Raw genomic sequence first — 17,228 nt, 5'->3', positions numbered from 1 at the left:
ATGAATCATGTCTCAAATTCCTGTCGACCCGCATACGCACCATCATGCGCACTGCCTGCCATTTGGCGCCCAGCTGCTCGGCGCCGGCCGCGCGAAGGCGCGCACGCGCTTTCGCTTCTGGGCGCCATCCTGCAAGGCGGTGACGGTCGAGATCGAGGGTGGGGCGCCGTCTGCATCGGTTGAGATGACGTCGAGCTGCAATGGCTGGTTCGAAACGGAGATCGCGTGCGGCGCGGGCACACTGTATCGCTACAAACTCGACAACGGGGTCCGCGTGCCCGATCCCGCCTCGCGCTTTCAGCCGCAGGATGTGCATGGTCCGAGCGAAGTGATCGATCCGCGTGCGTACCGCTGGCAGCACACGCACTGGCACGGCCGGCCATGGGAAGAGACTGTGCTGTACGAGCTGCATGTCGGCGCGCTGGGCGGCTATGCGGGGGTGATGGAGCGCCTGCCGGCGCTCGTCGAGCTGGGTGTCACCGCCATCGAGCTGATGCCGCTGAACGATTTTCCCGGCAGCCGCAACTGGGGTTACGACGGCGTGCTGCCCTACGCACCCGATTCATCGTACGGCCGGCCGGACGAACTGAAAGCATTGATCGACACGGCCCACGGCTTGGGCCTGCAGGTGTTTCTCGATGTGGTCTATAACCACTTCGGTCCGGACGGCAACTATCTGCATCAATATGCCGGGTCGTTCTTTCGCGAAGGCACGCATACGCCGTGGGGTCCCGCAATCGATTTCGCGCGTGTCGAAGTCAGTGAATTCTTCTGCGACAACGCGCAATACTGGATCAACGAATACCGCTTCGACGGCCTGCGTCTCGACGCGGTGCACGCAATCGACAACGACGCCTGGCTGCGCGATTTTTCCGATCACGTGCGCGCCTCGGTTCAGCACGGCCGGCATGTGCATCTGGTGCTGGAAAACGAGCGCAACACGGCCAGCCTGCTCGACACGCATTTCACCGCGCAATGGAATGACGACGCGCACAACGCGCTGCACGTGCTCTTGACCGCCGAACACGAAGGTTACTATCGCGCGTACGCCGACCGGCCGATCGAGCGTCTCGCGCGCGTGCTCGGCGAAGGCTTCGGCTACCAGGGCGACCCGTCGCCGATTCACGACGGCCGGCCGCGCGGCGAGCCGAGTGGCCATCTGCCGCCGACGTCGTTCGTGATGTTCCTGCAGAATCACGACCAGATCGGCAATCGCGCGCTCGGTGAGCGGCTCCGTTCGCTGTGTCCGCCCGACGCGCTGCGCGCCGCGACGGGTCTGTTGCTGCTGTCTCCGCAGATCCCGCTGCTGTTCATGGAAGAAGAATACGGTTCGGAGCAGCCGTTCCTGTTCTTTACCGACCATACGGGCGAACTCGCCGACGCCGTACGCGAAGGACGTCGGCGCGAGTTCGCGCGCTTCTCCGCATTCAGCGATGAGAGCCGTCGCGCGCACATTCCTGATCCGAACGATGCGCGAACGTTTGCGTCATCGTCGCCACCGAGGGCAACAGAGCCTGCGCCCGATGCAGACGAACGGCTCGAATGGATGCACTTCTATAAATCGGCGCTCGCCGTGCGCGGAAAACTGATCACACCGCGCCTTGCCCACGCGAAACCGCTCGGCGCGAGCGTGCTGTCCGCGCAAAATGGCGCACACGCCGATGCGCTCGTCGCACGCTGGCGGCTCGGCGACGGCCAGACGCTTTCGATTGCGCTCAACCTGTCGAGCAACAGCGTGCCGCTCACCGAAGCGCCTGCCGGCAAGGTCGTTTTCGAAACGCCGCCGCGGGTACGCGATTCCATTGCAGCCGGGGAATTGCCGTCGTTCTCGTTCGTCGCATGGCTGACGGGCGACATCAGCGAATACGCGATTGGGCACGATGCGCGCAAGGTCGCCAAACGGGAGCCCCACGCGTGAACGCCTCCAGACGATCCGGTGATACGGTCGAAAGCCTCGCCGCGCATGCGGGTTTCGAAGTCGAGTGGCACAACGCGCACGGCGAGATAGCACGTGTCCCCGAGCGCACGCTCACCGCACTGCTCGAACGCATGGGCCTGCCATGCAGCAACCCGGCGCAGTTAAGGCATAGCGTGACCATGCTCGACGCCGAAACCTCGGGACGCCGGCTCCCGCCGCTGATGACGGCCGAATGCGAACGCGGCATCGCCCTGCCGGCTGCGGCGGTGAAATCGGGTAGCCGCTACCGGATCGAACTCGAAAGCGGCTCGTTGATCGACGGACGGTTCACGGCGCCCAAAGGCGAAGCAGCATTGCTGTCACCGATCAGCGAAACGGGCTATCACACGCTCATCATCAATGAACAGCGCGTCACACTCGCTGTGGCTCCCGCGCGCAGTTATACCGTCGCCGATGCATGGCGCGCCCTGCACGAAGATGCCGCCGGCACGCCGCCTCTATGGGGCATTGCGGCTCAGCTCTACGGGCTGCGCCGCGTGGGCGATGGCGGTATCGGCGACTATTCGGCGCTCGCGACGCTGGCGATCGAAAGCGCAAGACGCGGCGCGCATGCGCTCGCGATCAGCCCGACGCACGCGATGTTCAGCGCACAGCCGCAGCGCTTCAGTCCGTATTCGCCATCCTCGCGTCTGTGGCTGAACGTCACGCACATCGATCCCGCCGCCGTGTTCGGCACAGAGGCCGTGCACGCAGCGCTGGAAGCGGCGCACGCAAGCGAAGCGTGGTCCCGGCTCGAAACGTTGCCGCTGATCGACTGGCCCCAGGCTGTGCCGCTGAAACTCAAGGTGCTGCGCACGCTGTTCGAGCAGTTCTGCGTCCACGACCGCGCCCAGGACCTGCCGCGCGCGCTCGAATTTCACGGCTTCTGCACGCGGGGCGGACGCGCACTCGAAGATCACGCACGCTTCGAAGCCTTGCAGGCGGCCCAGCTCGCGCAAGCGGAAGGCGACGGCCACTGGCGCAACTGGCCTGAAGCCTTGCGCGACCCGCGCAGTCCCGAGGTCGAAGCGTTTGCGCTCGAGCATCGTCATGAAGTCGAATTTCATCTGTTCCTGCAGTGGCTCGCAGCGAAGGGACTGTCGCATGCCCAACATGCGGCCCGTGATGCCGGGATGGCAGTCGGCCTGATCGCGGACCTCGCAGTCGGTTGCGACAGTGCCGGGAGTCACGCGTGGTCGTATCGCGACGAGATGCTGACGGGCGTCTCGGTCGGCGCGCCGCCCGACCTGTTCAATCAGGCGGGTCAGGCGTGGGGCCTCACCACCTTCTCTCCGCGCGCGATGCGCACACAGGGTTTCGCCGCGTTCATCGACATGCTGCGCGCGGCGTTCGTCCACGCGGGCGGCGTACGCATCGATCACATCCTCGGCCTGCGACGCCTGTGGCTCGTGCCGGAAGGCGAGCCCGCGCGCAACGGCGCGTATCTGCGCTATCCGCTCGAAGACCTGCTGCGCCTGATCGCCCTCGAATCGTGGCGGCATCGTTCGATCGTCATCGGTGAAGATCTCGGCACGGTGCCGCCGGGTTTCCGCGAGCGTCTCTCCGAACATGGGCTCTCCGGCATCCGCGTGCTGTGGTTCGAACGCAGCGGCTGGGGCGGAGGATTCAAGGCCCCGCGGGATTGGGACCGTAATGTGGTGTCGACCACCACGACGCACGATCTGCCGACCGTCACCGGCTGGTGGCGTGGCGAGGATATCGACTGGCGCAACCGCATCGGACAGACGGCCTTGCGTGCCGACGGCCGCGATCCTGTGGCGCTCGCGCAAGCGGAGCGCGCCGCTGATCGCGATGCGTTGTGGCGGGCCTTTCAGCAGGCCGGCGTCGCCGCAGCCGATGTGCCCGCGCCTTCGACAGACAATGCGCCCGTCGATGAAGCACTGGCGTTTGTGGCGGCGACACCCGCTACGCTCGTCACGTTCCCGCTGGAAGACCTGCTCGGGCTTGCGGATTCGCCGAACCTGCCCGGCTCGATCGACGAACATCCGAACTGGCGCCGCCGCGTCGCACAGAGCATGGACGAACTGTTTCGCGACGCGACCTTCTGCGACCGCCTGCTCGCGGTCGGCGAGGTGCGCGCCCCTTCGTCCGGCGCTTCCTCCTCCTCTCCATCGCCCGACACGCCATGACCGTTCCCCGCGCCACGCTCAGACTTCAGTTTCACAAGGACTTCACGTTCGACGATGCACTCGCGCACGTCGGGTACTTCGCTGCGCTCGGAATCAGTCATCTGTACGCGTCGCCGGTTACCACCGCTGTACCCGGTTCGACACACGGCTATGACACGGTCGATTACAGCAAGGTCAGCGCGGAACTGGGCGGCGAGGCGGGCCTCAAGCGTCTGGTCGATAAGCTGCACGCGCACGACATGGGGTTGATTGTCGACGTGGTGCCGAATCACATGGGCGTCGGTGGCTCGCACAATACCTGGTGGCTCGACATCCTCGAATGGGGACGGCATAGCGCGTATGCGCGGTACTTCGACGTCGACTGGCATTCGCCGGATCCGGCCTTGCGCGGCAAGGTGCTCGCGCCGGTGCTCGGCGCATCGTACGGTGACGAACTCGCCGCGGGCCAGATCGCGCTGCGTTTTTCGGCAGACAGCGGGCGTTTCGTCATCGCGTACCACGATCATGTGTTCCCGGTCTGCCCGATCGAGTACGCGAACATCCTGAAGGGTGCGGACCGCGCCGATCTCAGCGCGCTCGGCGAGCGCTTTGAAGGGCTGACCACCCAGCCCGCCGATCAGCCGCGCGCGGCTGAGGCCCGCGCGGCGCTGTGTGAGTTCGTCGCGCAGAACGGCGCGCCGGCCATCGAGTTCGCTCTGGAAACTTTCGATCCCCGCGACCCGGTCACGCGCGACCGTCTGCATCGTTTGCTCGAACGGCAGCACTACCGGCTGGCCTGGTGGCGCACCGCCGCCGATGAAGTGAACTGGCGGCGCTTCTTCGACATCAGCGCACTGGCGGGCTTACGTGTCGAGCGTCTGGAAGTGTTCGACGCGGTCCATGCGCTGATTTTCCGGCTGTATGCCGAAGGAGTCATCGACGGTGTGCGCATCGATCATGTCGATGGGCTCGCCGAGCCGCGCGAATACTGTCAGCGCTTGCGTCAGCGGTTGAGCGAATTGCGCGAAGGCAATCCCTATCTCGTCGTCGAGAAAATCCTTGGGCGCGGCGAGCCTTTGCGCGACGACTGGCCCGTCGACGGCACGACCGGCTATGACTTCATGAATGACGTCGGCGCGCTGCTGCACGATCCGGCGGGCGCGGAAACACTGGCGGCGACGTGGTCGGAACTGACCGGCCGCAGTGCGTCGTTCGCCGATGAAGCCTTGCAGGCGCGGCGCAAGATCCTCGCGGAGAACCTGCCCGCGGAACTGGATCGCGCAGCCCGTGCGTTGCATCGCATCGCGCGCGATCAGCTCTCGACGCGCGACTTCACGTTCACGGCGATCCGTCGCGTGCTTGGCGAACTCGTCGCGCATTTTCCGGTGTATCGCATCTATCCGCAGAACGGCATGCGCAGCGAGGTCGATAACCTCTACTTCGCACAGGCCTTCGATGCCGCGAAGCAGACGCTGTCACGCGCCGACCACGGGATACTGGAGCGGATCGGCGAGTGGCTGGGCGGGCCGCCGTCCGATGATAGTGGCGCAGGACGGCCACAAGCCGCGCCGCAATCGCACAACGGCGGCAATACGGCCAACTCTGCGGCCAACTCCGCGCCCAACCATGCAGGCTCGTCGCGACGCACTGCGCAAACGCTTTTCTCGCAGCTCACCGCGCCGGTTGCCGCCAAGGCCATCGAAGATACGGCGTGCTACCGCTACGGCCGCCTGCTGTCACGCAATGAAGTCGGCGCCGATCCGGGCGAATTCGCGCTGACGGTCGAGCAGTTTCATGCAGGCAACCTCGAACGGGCGCGCCGCTTCCCGCACGCGATGCTGGCCACCGCGACGCACGATCACAAACGCGGCGAAGACGTGCGTGCGCGCCTCGCCGTCCTGAGCGAGATCGCCGAGGACTGGAGCGCGACGTTGCACGCGTGGTCGACGCTCAACGCACCGCATCGTCGTCGCGTGCCCGACGACAACGCTCGCAACTGGGCGCCCGGCCCTGACGCAGAGGCGATGCTGTATCAGACACTGGTGGGCTGCTGGCCGCCGGGCCTCGCGCCGGATGACGCGGACGGCGTGAAGGCGCTGGCCGAACGCGTCGCACGGTGGCAACTGAAGGCGCTGCGTGAAGCGAAACTGCGCACGAACTGGCTTGCGCCGGATGAGGCCTTCGAGACCGCCTGCCGCGATTTTCTGTTCGATATCGTCGCGCCGCGGCGGCGTGACGGCTTCCTGCGCGAACTGCATGCGTTCGTCGAACGGATCAGCCGGGCCGGGGCGATCAACAGCCTGCAGCAGACCGTGCTGCGGCTGTCGTCACCGGGCGTGCCCGATCTGTATCAGGGCACCGAGTTGTGGGATTTCAGCCTGGTCGACCCAGACAACCGCCGGCCTGTCGATTTCGCGAGACGCCAGGAATGGCTCGTCACGACGCCTCCGTCGGAACAGCTTGCCAACTGGCGCGATGGACACGTGAAGCTCGCCGTCGTGCAGCGGCTGCTCGCTTTGCGGCAGCTCCAGCCGGCGCTGCTCGGCAACGGCGTGTATCTGCCGCTCAAGGTACGCGGCCGCCAGGCCGCACATGTGATCGCGTTCGCGCGCCGCTATGGAAATGCCTACGCCGTCGTGATCGCGACGCGTCTCGCGGCTTCGTTGCTCGACGCACGCAGCGAGCTGCCGCTAGTCGACACCGCCCGGTGGGAGGACACCGCCATCGAAATGCCGGAGGCACTCGCCTCGCGCGCCCTGTTCGACTGCCTGAGTCCTGCCGCGCCCAAGGTCGACGACTCAGGGCTGCTGCATCTGCACGACGCACTCACGACCCTGCCTGTCGCCGTGCTGGTCGAAGAAGGCGTGCCGCCCGTATAAGGCTTCTGACAACTGCACACGCCCGACCCTGATAAGTCTGTCCCCCAACGCTGCGGGGCTGCCTTGGCCTCGACGCACAGGCAATCCGTCCTGCCACGGCCTCTCGGGCTGCCTTGCCGGGCGCCGCGATAGCACAGATGCACCTGAATGACGCTCGTCAGTGCCCGTTGCAGAACACGGCCGTCAGCACGAGCGGGACGACCGGCCGGATGGCGGCGTCGCTGCCCGCCTGACGTGCGCGCGCCTCCACTGTTTCGGAAGGACCGAAGATGACGACGCCATACGCCGAGTCCCCAACCGGCTGACCGCTGCCCCGCCTGAACATCTCGTCGTCGTGCTGGTATCCGAGAACGGCGTAGACCCGATAACCAAATGCCGTCAGATCGCTGCCGCGCACCGGCCGAAATACATTGACCGAGTTCGCCTCGACGCGCATCGGATTCGGGTCGATATATTGATCATCCAGAAGCGCGGCGACAAATGCGTGCGCGGACGATTTGCAGTCGAGCTGATCATCGAGCGCATAGGCATGACACAGCAATGGCGTGAGACCTGCAGTGATTGCAGCAAGCATGCCACGCGTGTTGAGGGCGGCCCTGGTCATGATGGCTGTGCAAAAGGTTCCGACCCGGCTCACCGTATCACGTCTGTATGAGAATGTCTTTACACCGGCGGGCACGCCCTGCGGCTCGCGGCGGCGGCCCGCGGCGATCTACCGGGCGTGCCGGCGTCGCGGCAGCGGCCGCACCGGTTAACGATTTCTTCATGATGCGTCCATCGCAATCTCCGCCGTCTGATCGCACAATCAAGGAAGCGAGTCAGGTTCGACACCGTGCCCGGTTTCGTTCCGAATCGCCGCTCCGGCCAGCCATCTGTTGACCGTGCCCGCATTCCCTTGCTGGAGTCAATCAACATGAAAACGCTTCGATTCGTAGCGATCTGCGCCGCCGCCCTCTCCTTTGGCCAGGCCTGGGCGCAAGACAAACCCGTGCCAACCAGCACGCCACCGACCACGCAGGACGTCGGCGGCTCCGTTACCGGAACGGCCGGTCAGTCTGGATCCACCATGAAAATGACACAACCGATGTACCAGGATTCCATGCACCAACAGCAATATGGAGATCAAAGAGGCTGGCAGAACAACATCTATCACGGTCGCTAAAATGCCCATTGATTGTGCGTCCCGTCTGCGTCCGTTCGGCCTCGAGGCCGAACGGACGCGATAACGCCCAACCTTGGGCGGCGCGTGTAACAGCAACGCACGAACGATGCCAGAGCGCCGCGCACGCCCGGCGCCTCGGTCAGATCAATAACCGATACTCTTTTCGATGCTGCGGAACCTGCCCATCGACCGGTAGCGATGGAACCACGCATTCGTGCGCAGTTCGCACAGGCGCGGCGAGCGCTCGGCGCGTGCCGCCTCCAGCCAGTGAAACATCTCGTCCGGCTGCGCGAGCCGCGCATACAGTTCCGCAAAAAGAAACGGTGACGTGTAGCGCTTTGCGCGTCTCACCTGCAAGTCCTGCAGATACCATTGAAGAACCCGTTGATAGCCGCCCGAATCCCAAAGTGTGCGAATGGTCTCCGCTCTCGCAAATTCGTTGCACCGCGTCAGCGCATCGACAGTCGCTTCGATCGCTTCCTCGTAGCGTCCCTCCACTTCGAATGCTGTCGCCAGCAGCTGACAGATCAGTGGCGAGCGCGAACCCTGGCTGGTGCTCAGGTACTCCCGGATCACTTCCTCGAACTGGCCCGCCTGCACGAGACCGAATACGCGTGAGCCTTCACACCCCAGCGGATCGACCCGCTCGGCGCGCTCGAACTGCGCCCGGCCTTCCGCGTCCCGTCCGAGTACCAGAAGAAGTCGCGCGTACAGGCGGCTGGTTTCCGCGTGGCTCGGGTTGAGCCGCAAGGCCTCGAGGAACTCCGCTTCCGCACGGCGCCAGTCCCAGTCATAAAAGTAGTAGACACCGGCCAGCGCCTGATGCGCTTCCGGAAGGTTCGCGTCGAGTTCCAGTGCGCGAAACGCCGCCTCGCGCGCTTTCGGGTAGCCCTGCGACGCCGCGTAGAACCCATGCGTCGCGGTTGCCCCGAAGACATTCGACACGCCGACATACCCAAGCCCGTAAGTCGGATCCCGTTCGATCGCATTCTCGAAGTAGCTGAGCGCGCGAATGAAGTCCTCGTCGCTCAGGTCGTGATGTGCGGCGAAGCCGGCATCGAAATTCGCGCGACGGGTCCAGAAGTACCGGCCACGCAGGTAGGCGTCGTGCGCGACCGGATCAACCGGCAACCGTCTTGCGAGCCTGTGCCGCTGCTGCTCCGCAAGCGCAGGGGATACTTCCAGGGCGAGCGCCGTACCGACTTCTTTCTGGATTTCCAGCGCGCCTCTTGCCCTCGGCTCGTGCGCGCGACTCCAGATCTGTACCTGGTCGATGCAGCGAATCAGTTGCGCCAGTATGCGCACCCTTCCGGCATCCCGCATCAAGGAGCCTTCCAGCACGTAGTCAACCGACAGTTCGTGCGCGATTTCCGCAATGCTCTTGCTGACCCGCCGGTAGCGGGCGGCGGTCGTCCTCGCGATGACGAGAATGCGCTCAGGATTGAGCATGCCGAGGTTCGCCGAGGTCTCATCGGCAAGCGCGTCGCAAAATGTGTTTTGCCCCGAGTCGCCGGTCTGGTTTTCGAATGGCAGAACCAGGACCCGAACGGCTTCCTCCGGAGGGTGCAAAGGCTCCTCGGACGAGGCATTCACGCCGTTCAGGCGATAACCCTTTCCTTTCACCGTAACCAGATGCTGCGGGTTGGCGGGATCTTCATCCAGCGCCACGCGGATCTTGCGAATCGCCGTATTGATGCTGTTGTCCGTTGCGCGAAACGTATTGCCGCCCCATAGCGCCTTCGCAATATCGGTGCGCGTGACGAGCTGTCCGGTGCGAGAGGCCATCAGGATCAGCAACTCCATCGGCAGGCGCTCGAGGCGGATTTCCTGGCCCGCGCGCCGCAGTTCGTAACGCTGGATATCGAGTTCGCTATCCGCAATCCGCACGAACTCCTGCTTGCTCATTTTCGCTCCTGAAGCAGCGATTCATGGTTCGCTTCAAACATTCCGCCCTCCCTGCGCGTGCGCACCATGAGTGCTCCCCCCGTGCTCGCGACAAAAGTCGTCCAGCGCTGGCGGGCGGTCATTGCCTCGTTCCGGATCGTAAGCGAATCGTCGATCATGCGACCCTCGATGTCGATGAACGCAGCGAAGATACATCGCGATTCCCTCTGAATATTCTGGACGACAATCGGCTCTTTCCAAAGCCTTTCGGAGCAATCTCTTCGTTCTTCGCCACACTTGCCAAGGGGAGCAATGCGCGCGCCCTCGCAGTCTGGCGCGCGTTGTCTGCATGCAGGCATTCGTGAGGAATTGCGGAAAAGCGTCCAGACGGGCAGACTGCGCGAGACGCGTCTCAAGCCGTTCCTGCACCCGGCGAACCTGTGGACACGAACGATCCTCCTCTGCACCCGCCGGACGCCTTGTGCGTCCACGCGCAGGACGCGAGGCTCGTCTATGCGCCGATGGGGACACGCGCATGACACCCTTGCGCACACTTGCCCAAATCTGCCGGGAGGCCGCTTCGGCGCTCGGCCGTGAACTGACGGCCTGGAAAACCTCCCCGGCGCGCGCGACGTTCGGCACGGAAGCCATGCTTTCGGTTGCACTATCGGTTGTACTCGCCAATGCGTTGCATCTGACGAACACCTGGTGGGCGGCGATCAGCGGCTTCGCGGTCATGCAGACGAGTTTCCCCGACTCCGTAAAGCGTGCCTTGCACCGCATCCTCGGCACGGTATTGGGGGCATGGCTGGGCACGATGGCGGGCCCCTGGATCGGCGACCGACCGTGGCTCTTCGTGCCGGTGCTGGGTCTCATCGGCGGTATCGCGATATATCGGGCCAACGGGTCCAGATTTTCTTATACCTGGATTCTGGGTGCGGCAACGGCGCTCATGGTGACGTACGAAGCGCATGAACTTGCGTCGCTCAAATCGACTGCCGCTTTTGCCATCTTGCGGGTCGCCGAGGTGGTCGTCGGAACGCTTGCCTGCGTGATGGTATCGGGCGCGTTTCACGTCGGACAACTCTGGTACCGAAGGCGCGCGCCGGCAGCGGCTCCGGCGTCGGCCGATGCGCCCGGCGAAACGTTCTCGCCAGCCGCTGTCGCCCTGGCTCCAGCTCCTCCTGCTCCCCAATCATCGCGCCCGGCACGAATGCTGCTCGGCATGCAGGGCGGGCTGGCGATTGCCGTCCTCGCCGCCCTGACTTATGTTCTGCATCTTCCCGGCTTCGCACAGGCGATGGTGACGACGGTCGCCGTGCTGATCCTGCCGGCCGCCATGCTCGTCAGCCGGGCCCGACGGCCGATCTTCGAAAGAATGGTTCACCGCTTCGCGGGCTGCCTGCTGGCCGGCGTGATCGGTGTAGCGCTGCTTCCGCTGATGCAGGGACAGGTGGTCCTGTGCGTGCCCGCGCTCGCGCTGGGCGTGTGGGCGGGATGTCATGTCCAGACGGGCCAGCAGGGTGCAACCTATATCGGACGCCAGTTCACGATCGCATTCATCATGGTTTTCGTGCAGGACCATCACTGGTCGGCCAACCCGGTACCTGCGCTGATGCGGTTATCCGGCATCCTGACCGGAATCCTCGTTCTGGCAGCCGTGATGGTCGCGACCAGCAAGCCGCTTCCGGTCCTGTCGCAGGGCGGCACCGGCCACTGATACCACCGGGTGCCGGCATTGCGCGCCACGGCCACTTGCGATGCGCACAGTCAGGCGAGCTTCAGCAACATGTCTGCCAGCGCGCCGGGCGCGCTGATCATCGCGTCGTGTCCCGTCCCGATCTCGTCCCACACCCAGCCGTCCTGGGCCCGTAGTTCTTGCAGGCGCGGATCTGGACTCATTGCAGAGCGACCCGGGGAACGCCGCTTTTACAAAACCTCTCTCGCGTCGTGTGCATGATTTATGCAAAAACTCATCCGCTCATATACATTCGAGGTTCCCGTCCATGGCCTTCGTTGTCAATGCAACAAGGCAGCGATGCATAAGGGGAAACGACGGCTATCGCCGCATACACGCCGCTTCTGGCCTTGCCGTTGAATATCGACAGTCAACTGGAGAAGAAAGATGACGCTCTTACCTGCAAAGAAAATGGCTATCGTGCTGGCATCCGCCGCGTTGACCTTCGGGGCGATCGCTCCTGCAATCGCGCAAAGCAGCGGAGCATCCGCTGGCGGCGACACTAACGCTGTCGCGCCTGCGTCAGCGGCGAAGCCGACCAAGGCGGAGCGCAAGGCCGCGCGCAAACAGGCCCGTGCGAAGAAGAATGCCGAGCTGAAAAAGCTGGAAGCTGCGGGCTACAACCCGTCGCAAAACGATCCGAACTACCCGACCAATCTGCAGAACGCGCAGAAGAAAGCGGGAATCGGCCAGGCCGCGAGCCAGTAAAAGTATGGTTCGAGCGGGCGCGTGACGGCCAACGCGCCCGCCTTTACGTCGCATTGGCCACGAGGCGTGTCATCAACTCTGCCTTCGTCCGCTTGCTGCCGGTGTATCGTGACTGGCGTGGCCCGCGCACCGCGCGCGAGGGTCGCGATACACGCCCGGAGTCCGCATGAAGCAAAGTCTTTTGATCACCGACGTGCGACTGCCCGACGGCGCCCGCGTGGACATATCGATCGCCGATGGCCACGTCGAGGCGATCGGCCCGGCGCTCACCCGCAAACCCGGCATCGCGCACGAACAAGGTGGCGGCGCGCTGGTACTGCCAGGTTTTGTCGAAGGCCACACGCATCTCGACAAGACCCACTGGGGCATGCGCTGGTATCGCAACCAGGTCGGTGCCATGCTGACCGACCGGATCGAGAACGAACGCCACTGGCGCGCGAGCACGACGCACGATTCCGGCGCACAGTCCCTGGCACTCGCACGCGCGTTTCTTCATGCAGGTACCACGCGCCTGCGTACTCATGTCGATATCGACACCCAGGCAGGCCTGCGTCATCTCGAGGGCGTGCTGGCCACGCGCGACACGTTGAGCGACGTCATGGAGATGCAGATCGTCGCGTTCCCGCAGTCGGGCATGCTGATCCGCCCAGGCACCGATACGCTGCTCGAGCGCGCGCTGGGCGCGGGGGCTGACGTACTCGGCGCACTCGACCCCGCGCTGATCGACGGCGATCCCGTCGCATCGCTGAACGTCACATTCGACATCGCGCAGCGGCATCAGAAGCCCATCGATATTCATCTCCACGAACCGGGGGAAATCGGCGCGTTCACGTTGAAACTGCTGCTGGACCGCGTCGAAGCGCTCGGCATGGAGGGCCGCGTGGTGGTTAGCCACGCGTTCTGTCTCGGTGCGTTGCCGGAGCGCGCACGCGATGGACTGTTAGCGAGGCTCGCCGACCTGCGCGTGTCCCTGCTGACCACCGCGCCGCCGTCGGTCCCGGTGCCGCCACTCAAGACGTGCATTGCAAAGGGCGTGACGATCTTCGCGGGAAACGACGGCATACGCGACACCTGGTCGCCTTATGGCACGCCCGATATGCTCGAACGTGCGATGCTGGTCGGCATGCGCTACGACCTGCGCCGCGACGACGATCTGGCCATCGCATTCGATTGCGTCAGCGCCGCTGCGGCACAGGGATGCGGGTTCACCCGCTACGGGCTGCATGCAGGCGCGCGGGCTGACCTCGTTTTGCTCGACGCGGATACGATTGCCCATGCGGTCGCCGCGCGGCCGCCACGCAGGCTGGTGGTCGCCAACGGAAGGATCGTCGCGCGTAACGGCGAAGGCAGCGATGGCACCAGCCAATGAGCACCCTGCGGCCAGGCATTTGCCGGGTCCCGCGGAACATGTGAGTCGATAACGCCTTTCGGCAAGGAGACATTCCCGCCATGAGCAAAAACCCTCTGGATGCGCTTGCAGAACTCGGACTCGAACTCCCGGCACCAGTCGGGCCGCTCGGCTCGTACCAGACTGTCGTGGCTTCCGGCGATCAACTGTTCGTATCCGGGCTTGGGGCCTTCAAGGATGGCAAGCCCGTGACTGGCAGGGTCGGCGACGACCTGTCCCTTGCCGACGCACAGGAAGCAGCGCGACTCACGATGTTGATGATCCTCGCGTGTGTACAAGAGGCGTGTGGACTTGAAAAGATCGAGCGTTGCCTGCGCCTGACCGTCTACGTGCGAGCAAAGAAATCGTTCATCGATCATCCGAAGGTTGCCAACGGCGCAAGCGATATCCTGCTTTCGCTGTTCGGCCCTGACAGGTTGCCCGCGCGCAGCGCGATCGGCGTTCACACGTTGCCGATGGGCATTCCCGTCGAAATCGACAGCATCTTTCAGTTGCAACGATAGCCGCGTCAGTCGTCCTTACAAGACGCGTATGCCGCTGCACGCGACGCGCCTGTCAACGCTATGCATCGCACGTGATGCTTCAGTGATGCTTCAGCAAGGAGCACTTATGTCGCAAGACTCCAGAAAACGTAGCGGAGCAATTCGCGTTGCCGCTGTCAGCACATGGCTGCTCGCGTCCTGCGCTGCGATCGACCACCCTGCGGTTCCGTCCGCGCTCAAGCCCGCCGATGCGCAGCGCACCGTTGCATCGCTCACCGCATCGGGCGTGCAGATATACGTTTGCAAACGCGACCAGAACAATCAGCTGGCGTGGGCATTCAAGTCCCCGCAGGCCGACCTGTATGACGGATCCGGCAAGCTCGTCGTCAAACACTATGCGGGTCCGAGCTGGGAAGCCCCCGACGGCAGCAAGATCACCGGCAAGGTGCTGCAACAGGCCCCGAATACGGGCGAGCCCGGCAGCATTCCGCTCCTGCTGTTGCAGGCGACGAACGCTGGCGGTCCGGGCCTGCTCGGTTCGGTGCGCTACGTGCAACGCCTGAACACGCGCGGTGGCATCGCGCCCCCTCAGCCTTGCACGCAGGAAGGACAGGAAGGCCGGAGCCCCTATCTCGCCGACTACGTATTCCTCGAATAAAGCCGCCTCAGAGCGCGACCGCTCTGAAGCGTGCCCTCGACCTCACTTCAGGCTTCCACGTTCAGACCGTTGCAGTCACCGGTGCGACCGCTGCCGGATCGCTGATACTCGGCCGCCCTGTTTCGACGTGACCCGCGAGCCGGCGAACGAAGGTGTCGTCGTCGTTGCTGGTGACCGTGAGGTCGTACCAGTGATGGCTCGCCGCGAGAATCCACGGCTCGTCGGCCTGGCCTCCCGGCGGCACGACCACCGGGCGCGGTTGCGCACCATAAGCATTGTCGGCAACTGAAAGTCGCGCGGGACCCTCGCCGCGATTCGTGAACCGCAGGAACACGTTACCGTTGGCGACGTCGTAGTGCACCCTGACCTCGGGCAGCGCCGGCTTGTCGTGCCCGCTCCTGCCAGGCGCCTGAGTCTGCGCCTGACTCGCGGCGTTGCCAGCAAACTGCCGGACGAAACCATTCGGCCCGTACACCGTGAACGCGTAGATACCGCTGGTGGACGTCAGATCGAACGTCTCCTTCAACGACTTGCCTGCCTCGACGGTATAACGCCACGGTCCATCGTTGCGATTCGTCGCGTACACATAGAAGTGCGCACCCTGATCGCCCGTATTGCCGAATTCGATCACGAAGCTGTTCTGCTTCCCGTCGATGCGTCCGTTCGCATGCAGCTCGTATGGCAACGGACGGGCGAAGCGGATTCCGGATTCCTGAGGATCGATCGGGCCCGGCGTCGCGGGAACGGCCTGCGCAGGCTGCGTCGCGCACTGGTTGTCGGCCATGCTCTTGTAGTTGCTGGTATCCGGCAGCGGCGGGATTTGCGCGTCGGGCGTGCGGAAGTCGAACGCCGAAGTCAGGTCGCCGCACACCGCGCGACGCCACGCCGTAATGTTCGGCTCGTGCACGCCGAAGCGCGCTTCGATGAAGCGGATCACCGACGTGTGGTCGAACACCTGCGAACACACGAAACCGCCCTTGCTCCACGGCGACACGATCGTCATCGGCACGCGCGGCCCGAGGCCGTATGGCAGGTTGTCGTCGGTGTAGCTGCCGCCACGGCCAGGATTCACGACGTTGTGGATCTCGCCGTCGGTGGTGACCGTCGACAGGCCCTGTGTGCGCGAGGTCGCCGGTTGCGGCGGCACGATGTGGTCGAAGAAGCCGTCGTTCTCGTCGTACATGATGAAGAGCACCGTCTTGCTCCACACCTCGGGGTTCGCGGTAAGCGCATCGAGAATCTGCGACGTATATTCCGCCCCGTACGCCGGCGTGTACTTCGGATGCTCGGAATAGGCAGCCGGCGGGCACAGCCACGAGACTTGCGGCAGCTTGCCGGCGAGCACGTCGGCCTTCAGGTCGTCGATCGTGCGCACTGTCTGCGCGCGTTCGTACAGGGGTGAGCCTGGCTGGGCGTTGATGAAGTTCGTGAAGTTCTGCAGGATGTTGGTGCCGTAGTTGCCATTCAGCGGATCTGCACCTGTCAGGCCCTGCTGGTAGATCTGCCACGAAATGCCCGCGGCCTGCAGCCGTTCCGGGTACGTCGTCCACGATAGCAACTGCCAGGTCGGCGGCCCGTCGCCGTCGACGTAATCGTTGTTGTCGAGCAGCGGGCCGCCCAGCTTGCCGGTGGGGTCGACCATACCGGTCATCAGATACGAGCGGTTCGGGTGCGTCGGCCCCGGCAGCGAGCAGAAGTAGGCGTCGCACACGGTGAAGGCATCGGCGAGCGCGTAGTGGAAAGGAATGTCGCTGCGCAGGTGATAGCCCATCGTCATATCGGTCTTGTTCGCAGGCCACTGGTCGTAGCGGCCCGCGTCGATCGCGGCATGAGTCTTGTACCAGGTGTGATCCAGATCGCCGACACACTGCGCGCTCGTCGTCTGTGTGTTCAGGTGGAACGGCAGCACCGGCTTCGTCGCATCTTCCTTCGACGGCTGATACCACACCGGCTTGCCGCCTGGCAGCGGAATCGGAAAGCGGTCGTTATAGCCGCGCACGCCGCGCAGGTGGCCCATGTAGTGGTCGAACGAGCGGTTCTCCTGCATGAACACGACGATGTGCTCGACATCGCGGATCGTGCCGGTACGCGACGCCGCGGGCACGGCAAGCGCGTTTCTGATCGATTCGGGAAATGCGGTCAGCGCGGCAGCGGCGCCGGCAGACGACGCTACAGTTTGCAGGAAACGGCGACGGCTATTCGAGGTCATTTCTTATCACCTTC

The 17,228-nt window shown here is 64.3% G+C and carries 14 protein-coding genes; 9 read left to right on the top strand and 5 right to left on the bottom strand.

The window, feature by feature from the left end:
* The first annotated feature begins 7 nt into the window (after positions 1–7).
* The 3 genes from treZ to treY are packed head-to-tail and all read left to right on the top strand — an operon-like array spanning position 8 to position 6,965.
* Entirely contained in the window at positions 8–1,918 is a 1,911-nt protein-coding gene (treZ, locus tag P3T23_RS03325; RefSeq protein WP_429314749.1) for a malto-oligosyltrehalose trehalohydrolase, read from the top strand.
* Positions 1,840–4,107 (top strand): 4-alpha-glucanotransferase, encoded by a 2,268-nt coding sequence (malQ, locus tag P3T23_RS03320; RefSeq protein WP_429314748.1) that lies wholly within the window; start codon positions 1,840–1,842, stop codon positions 4,105–4,107. Before treZ ends, malQ begins: the two co-directional genes overlap by 79 nt.
* The gene (gene treY / locus P3T23_RS03315; protein WP_429314747.1) at positions 4,104–6,965 is read left to right on the top strand and encodes a malto-oligosyltrehalose synthase; all 2,862 of its coding nucleotides are present in this window, start codon (positions 4,104–4,106) and stop codon (positions 6,963–6,965) included. The genes malQ and treY overlap by 4 nt, the downstream gene beginning before the upstream one ends.
* Positions 6,966–7,122: 157 nt before the next feature.
* On the opposite strand, the gene P3T23_RS03310 is transcribed toward treY, so the two are convergent.
* Positions 7,123–7,569, bottom strand: a complete 447-nt coding sequence (locus tag P3T23_RS03310) for a hypothetical protein (protein WP_429314746.1) — start codon at positions 7,567–7,569, stop codon at positions 7,123–7,125.
* A 309-nt stretch (positions 7,570–7,878) separates the two neighbouring features.
* Between P3T23_RS03310 and P3T23_RS03305 the strand changes: the two genes are divergently transcribed.
* Positions 7,879–8,127: a hypothetical protein gene (locus P3T23_RS03305; RefSeq protein ID WP_429314745.1), complete on the top strand. Its 249-nt coding sequence runs from the start codon at positions 7,879–7,881 to the stop codon at positions 8,125–8,127.
* A 144-nt stretch (positions 8,128–8,271) separates the two neighbouring features.
* On the opposite strand, the gene P3T23_RS03300 is transcribed toward P3T23_RS03305, so the two are convergent.
* Entirely contained in the window at positions 8,272–10,032 is a 1,761-nt protein-coding gene (locus P3T23_RS03300) for a winged helix-turn-helix domain-containing protein (protein ID WP_429314744.1), read from the bottom strand.
* Positions 10,029–10,190: a hypothetical protein gene (locus P3T23_RS03295; RefSeq protein WP_429314743.1), complete on the bottom strand. Its 162-nt coding sequence runs from the start codon at positions 10,188–10,190 to the stop codon at positions 10,029–10,031. The genes P3T23_RS03300 and P3T23_RS03295 overlap by 4 nt, the downstream gene beginning before the upstream one ends.
* Before the next feature lie 356 nt (positions 10,191–10,546).
* Between P3T23_RS03295 and P3T23_RS03290 the strand changes: the two genes are divergently transcribed.
* Positions 10,547–11,731 (top strand): FUSC family protein, encoded by a 1,185-nt coding sequence (locus P3T23_RS03290; protein ID WP_429314742.1) that lies wholly within the window; start codon positions 10,547–10,549, stop codon positions 11,729–11,731.
* A gap of 50 nt (positions 11,732–11,781) precedes the next feature.
* Here P3T23_RS03290 and P3T23_RS03285 read toward each other — a convergent pair whose 3' ends face one another.
* Complete coding sequence (locus P3T23_RS03285) at positions 11,782–11,913, bottom strand: hypothetical protein (RefSeq protein WP_429314741.1); 132 nt, start codon at positions 11,911–11,913, stop codon at positions 11,782–11,784.
* A 223-nt stretch (positions 11,914–12,136) separates the two neighbouring features.
* Here P3T23_RS03285 and P3T23_RS03280 point away from each other — a divergent pair, with 223 nt between their 5' ends.
* The 4 genes from P3T23_RS03280 to P3T23_RS03265 all read left to right on the top strand — a co-directional run bounded on the left by P3T23_RS03280 (position 12,137) and on the right by P3T23_RS03265 (position 15,005).
* Entirely contained in the window at positions 12,137–12,457 is a 321-nt protein-coding gene (locus P3T23_RS03280; protein ID WP_429314740.1) for a DUF4148 domain-containing protein, read from the top strand.
* Between the two features lie 166 nt (positions 12,458–12,623).
* The gene (locus tag P3T23_RS03275; protein WP_429314739.1) at positions 12,624–13,826 is read left to right on the top strand and encodes an amidohydrolase family protein; all 1,203 of its coding nucleotides are present in this window, start codon (positions 12,624–12,626) and stop codon (positions 13,824–13,826) included.
* 80 nt (positions 13,827–13,906) lie between these two features.
* Positions 13,907–14,368 (top strand): RidA family protein, encoded by a 462-nt coding sequence (locus P3T23_RS03270; protein ID WP_429314738.1) that lies wholly within the window; start codon positions 13,907–13,909, stop codon positions 14,366–14,368.
* A 106-nt stretch (positions 14,369–14,474) separates the two neighbouring features.
* Positions 14,475–15,005 carry a DUF3455 domain-containing protein gene (locus P3T23_RS03265; protein WP_429314737.1) on the top strand — a complete coding sequence of 177 codons (531 nt, stop codon included), beginning with the start codon at positions 14,475–14,477 and terminating at the stop codon, positions 15,003–15,005.
* Between the two features lie 61 nt (positions 15,006–15,066).
* Here P3T23_RS03265 and P3T23_RS03260 read toward each other — a convergent pair whose 3' ends face one another.
* Positions 15,067–17,214, bottom strand: coding sequence for a phosphocholine-specific phospholipase C (locus P3T23_RS03260; protein ID WP_429314736.1), 2,148 nt, complete (start codon positions 17,212–17,214; stop codon positions 15,067–15,069).
* Positions 17,215–17,228 lie beyond the last annotated feature (14 nt).

The organism is Paraburkholderia sp. GAS448, assembly GCF_050435685.1.
Classification (GTDB): Bacteria; Pseudomonadota; Gammaproteobacteria; order Burkholderiales; family Burkholderiaceae; genus Paraburkholderia.
Note: the sequence above shows the minus strand (reverse complement) of the source record. Positions and strands in the feature narration are given on the sequence as shown.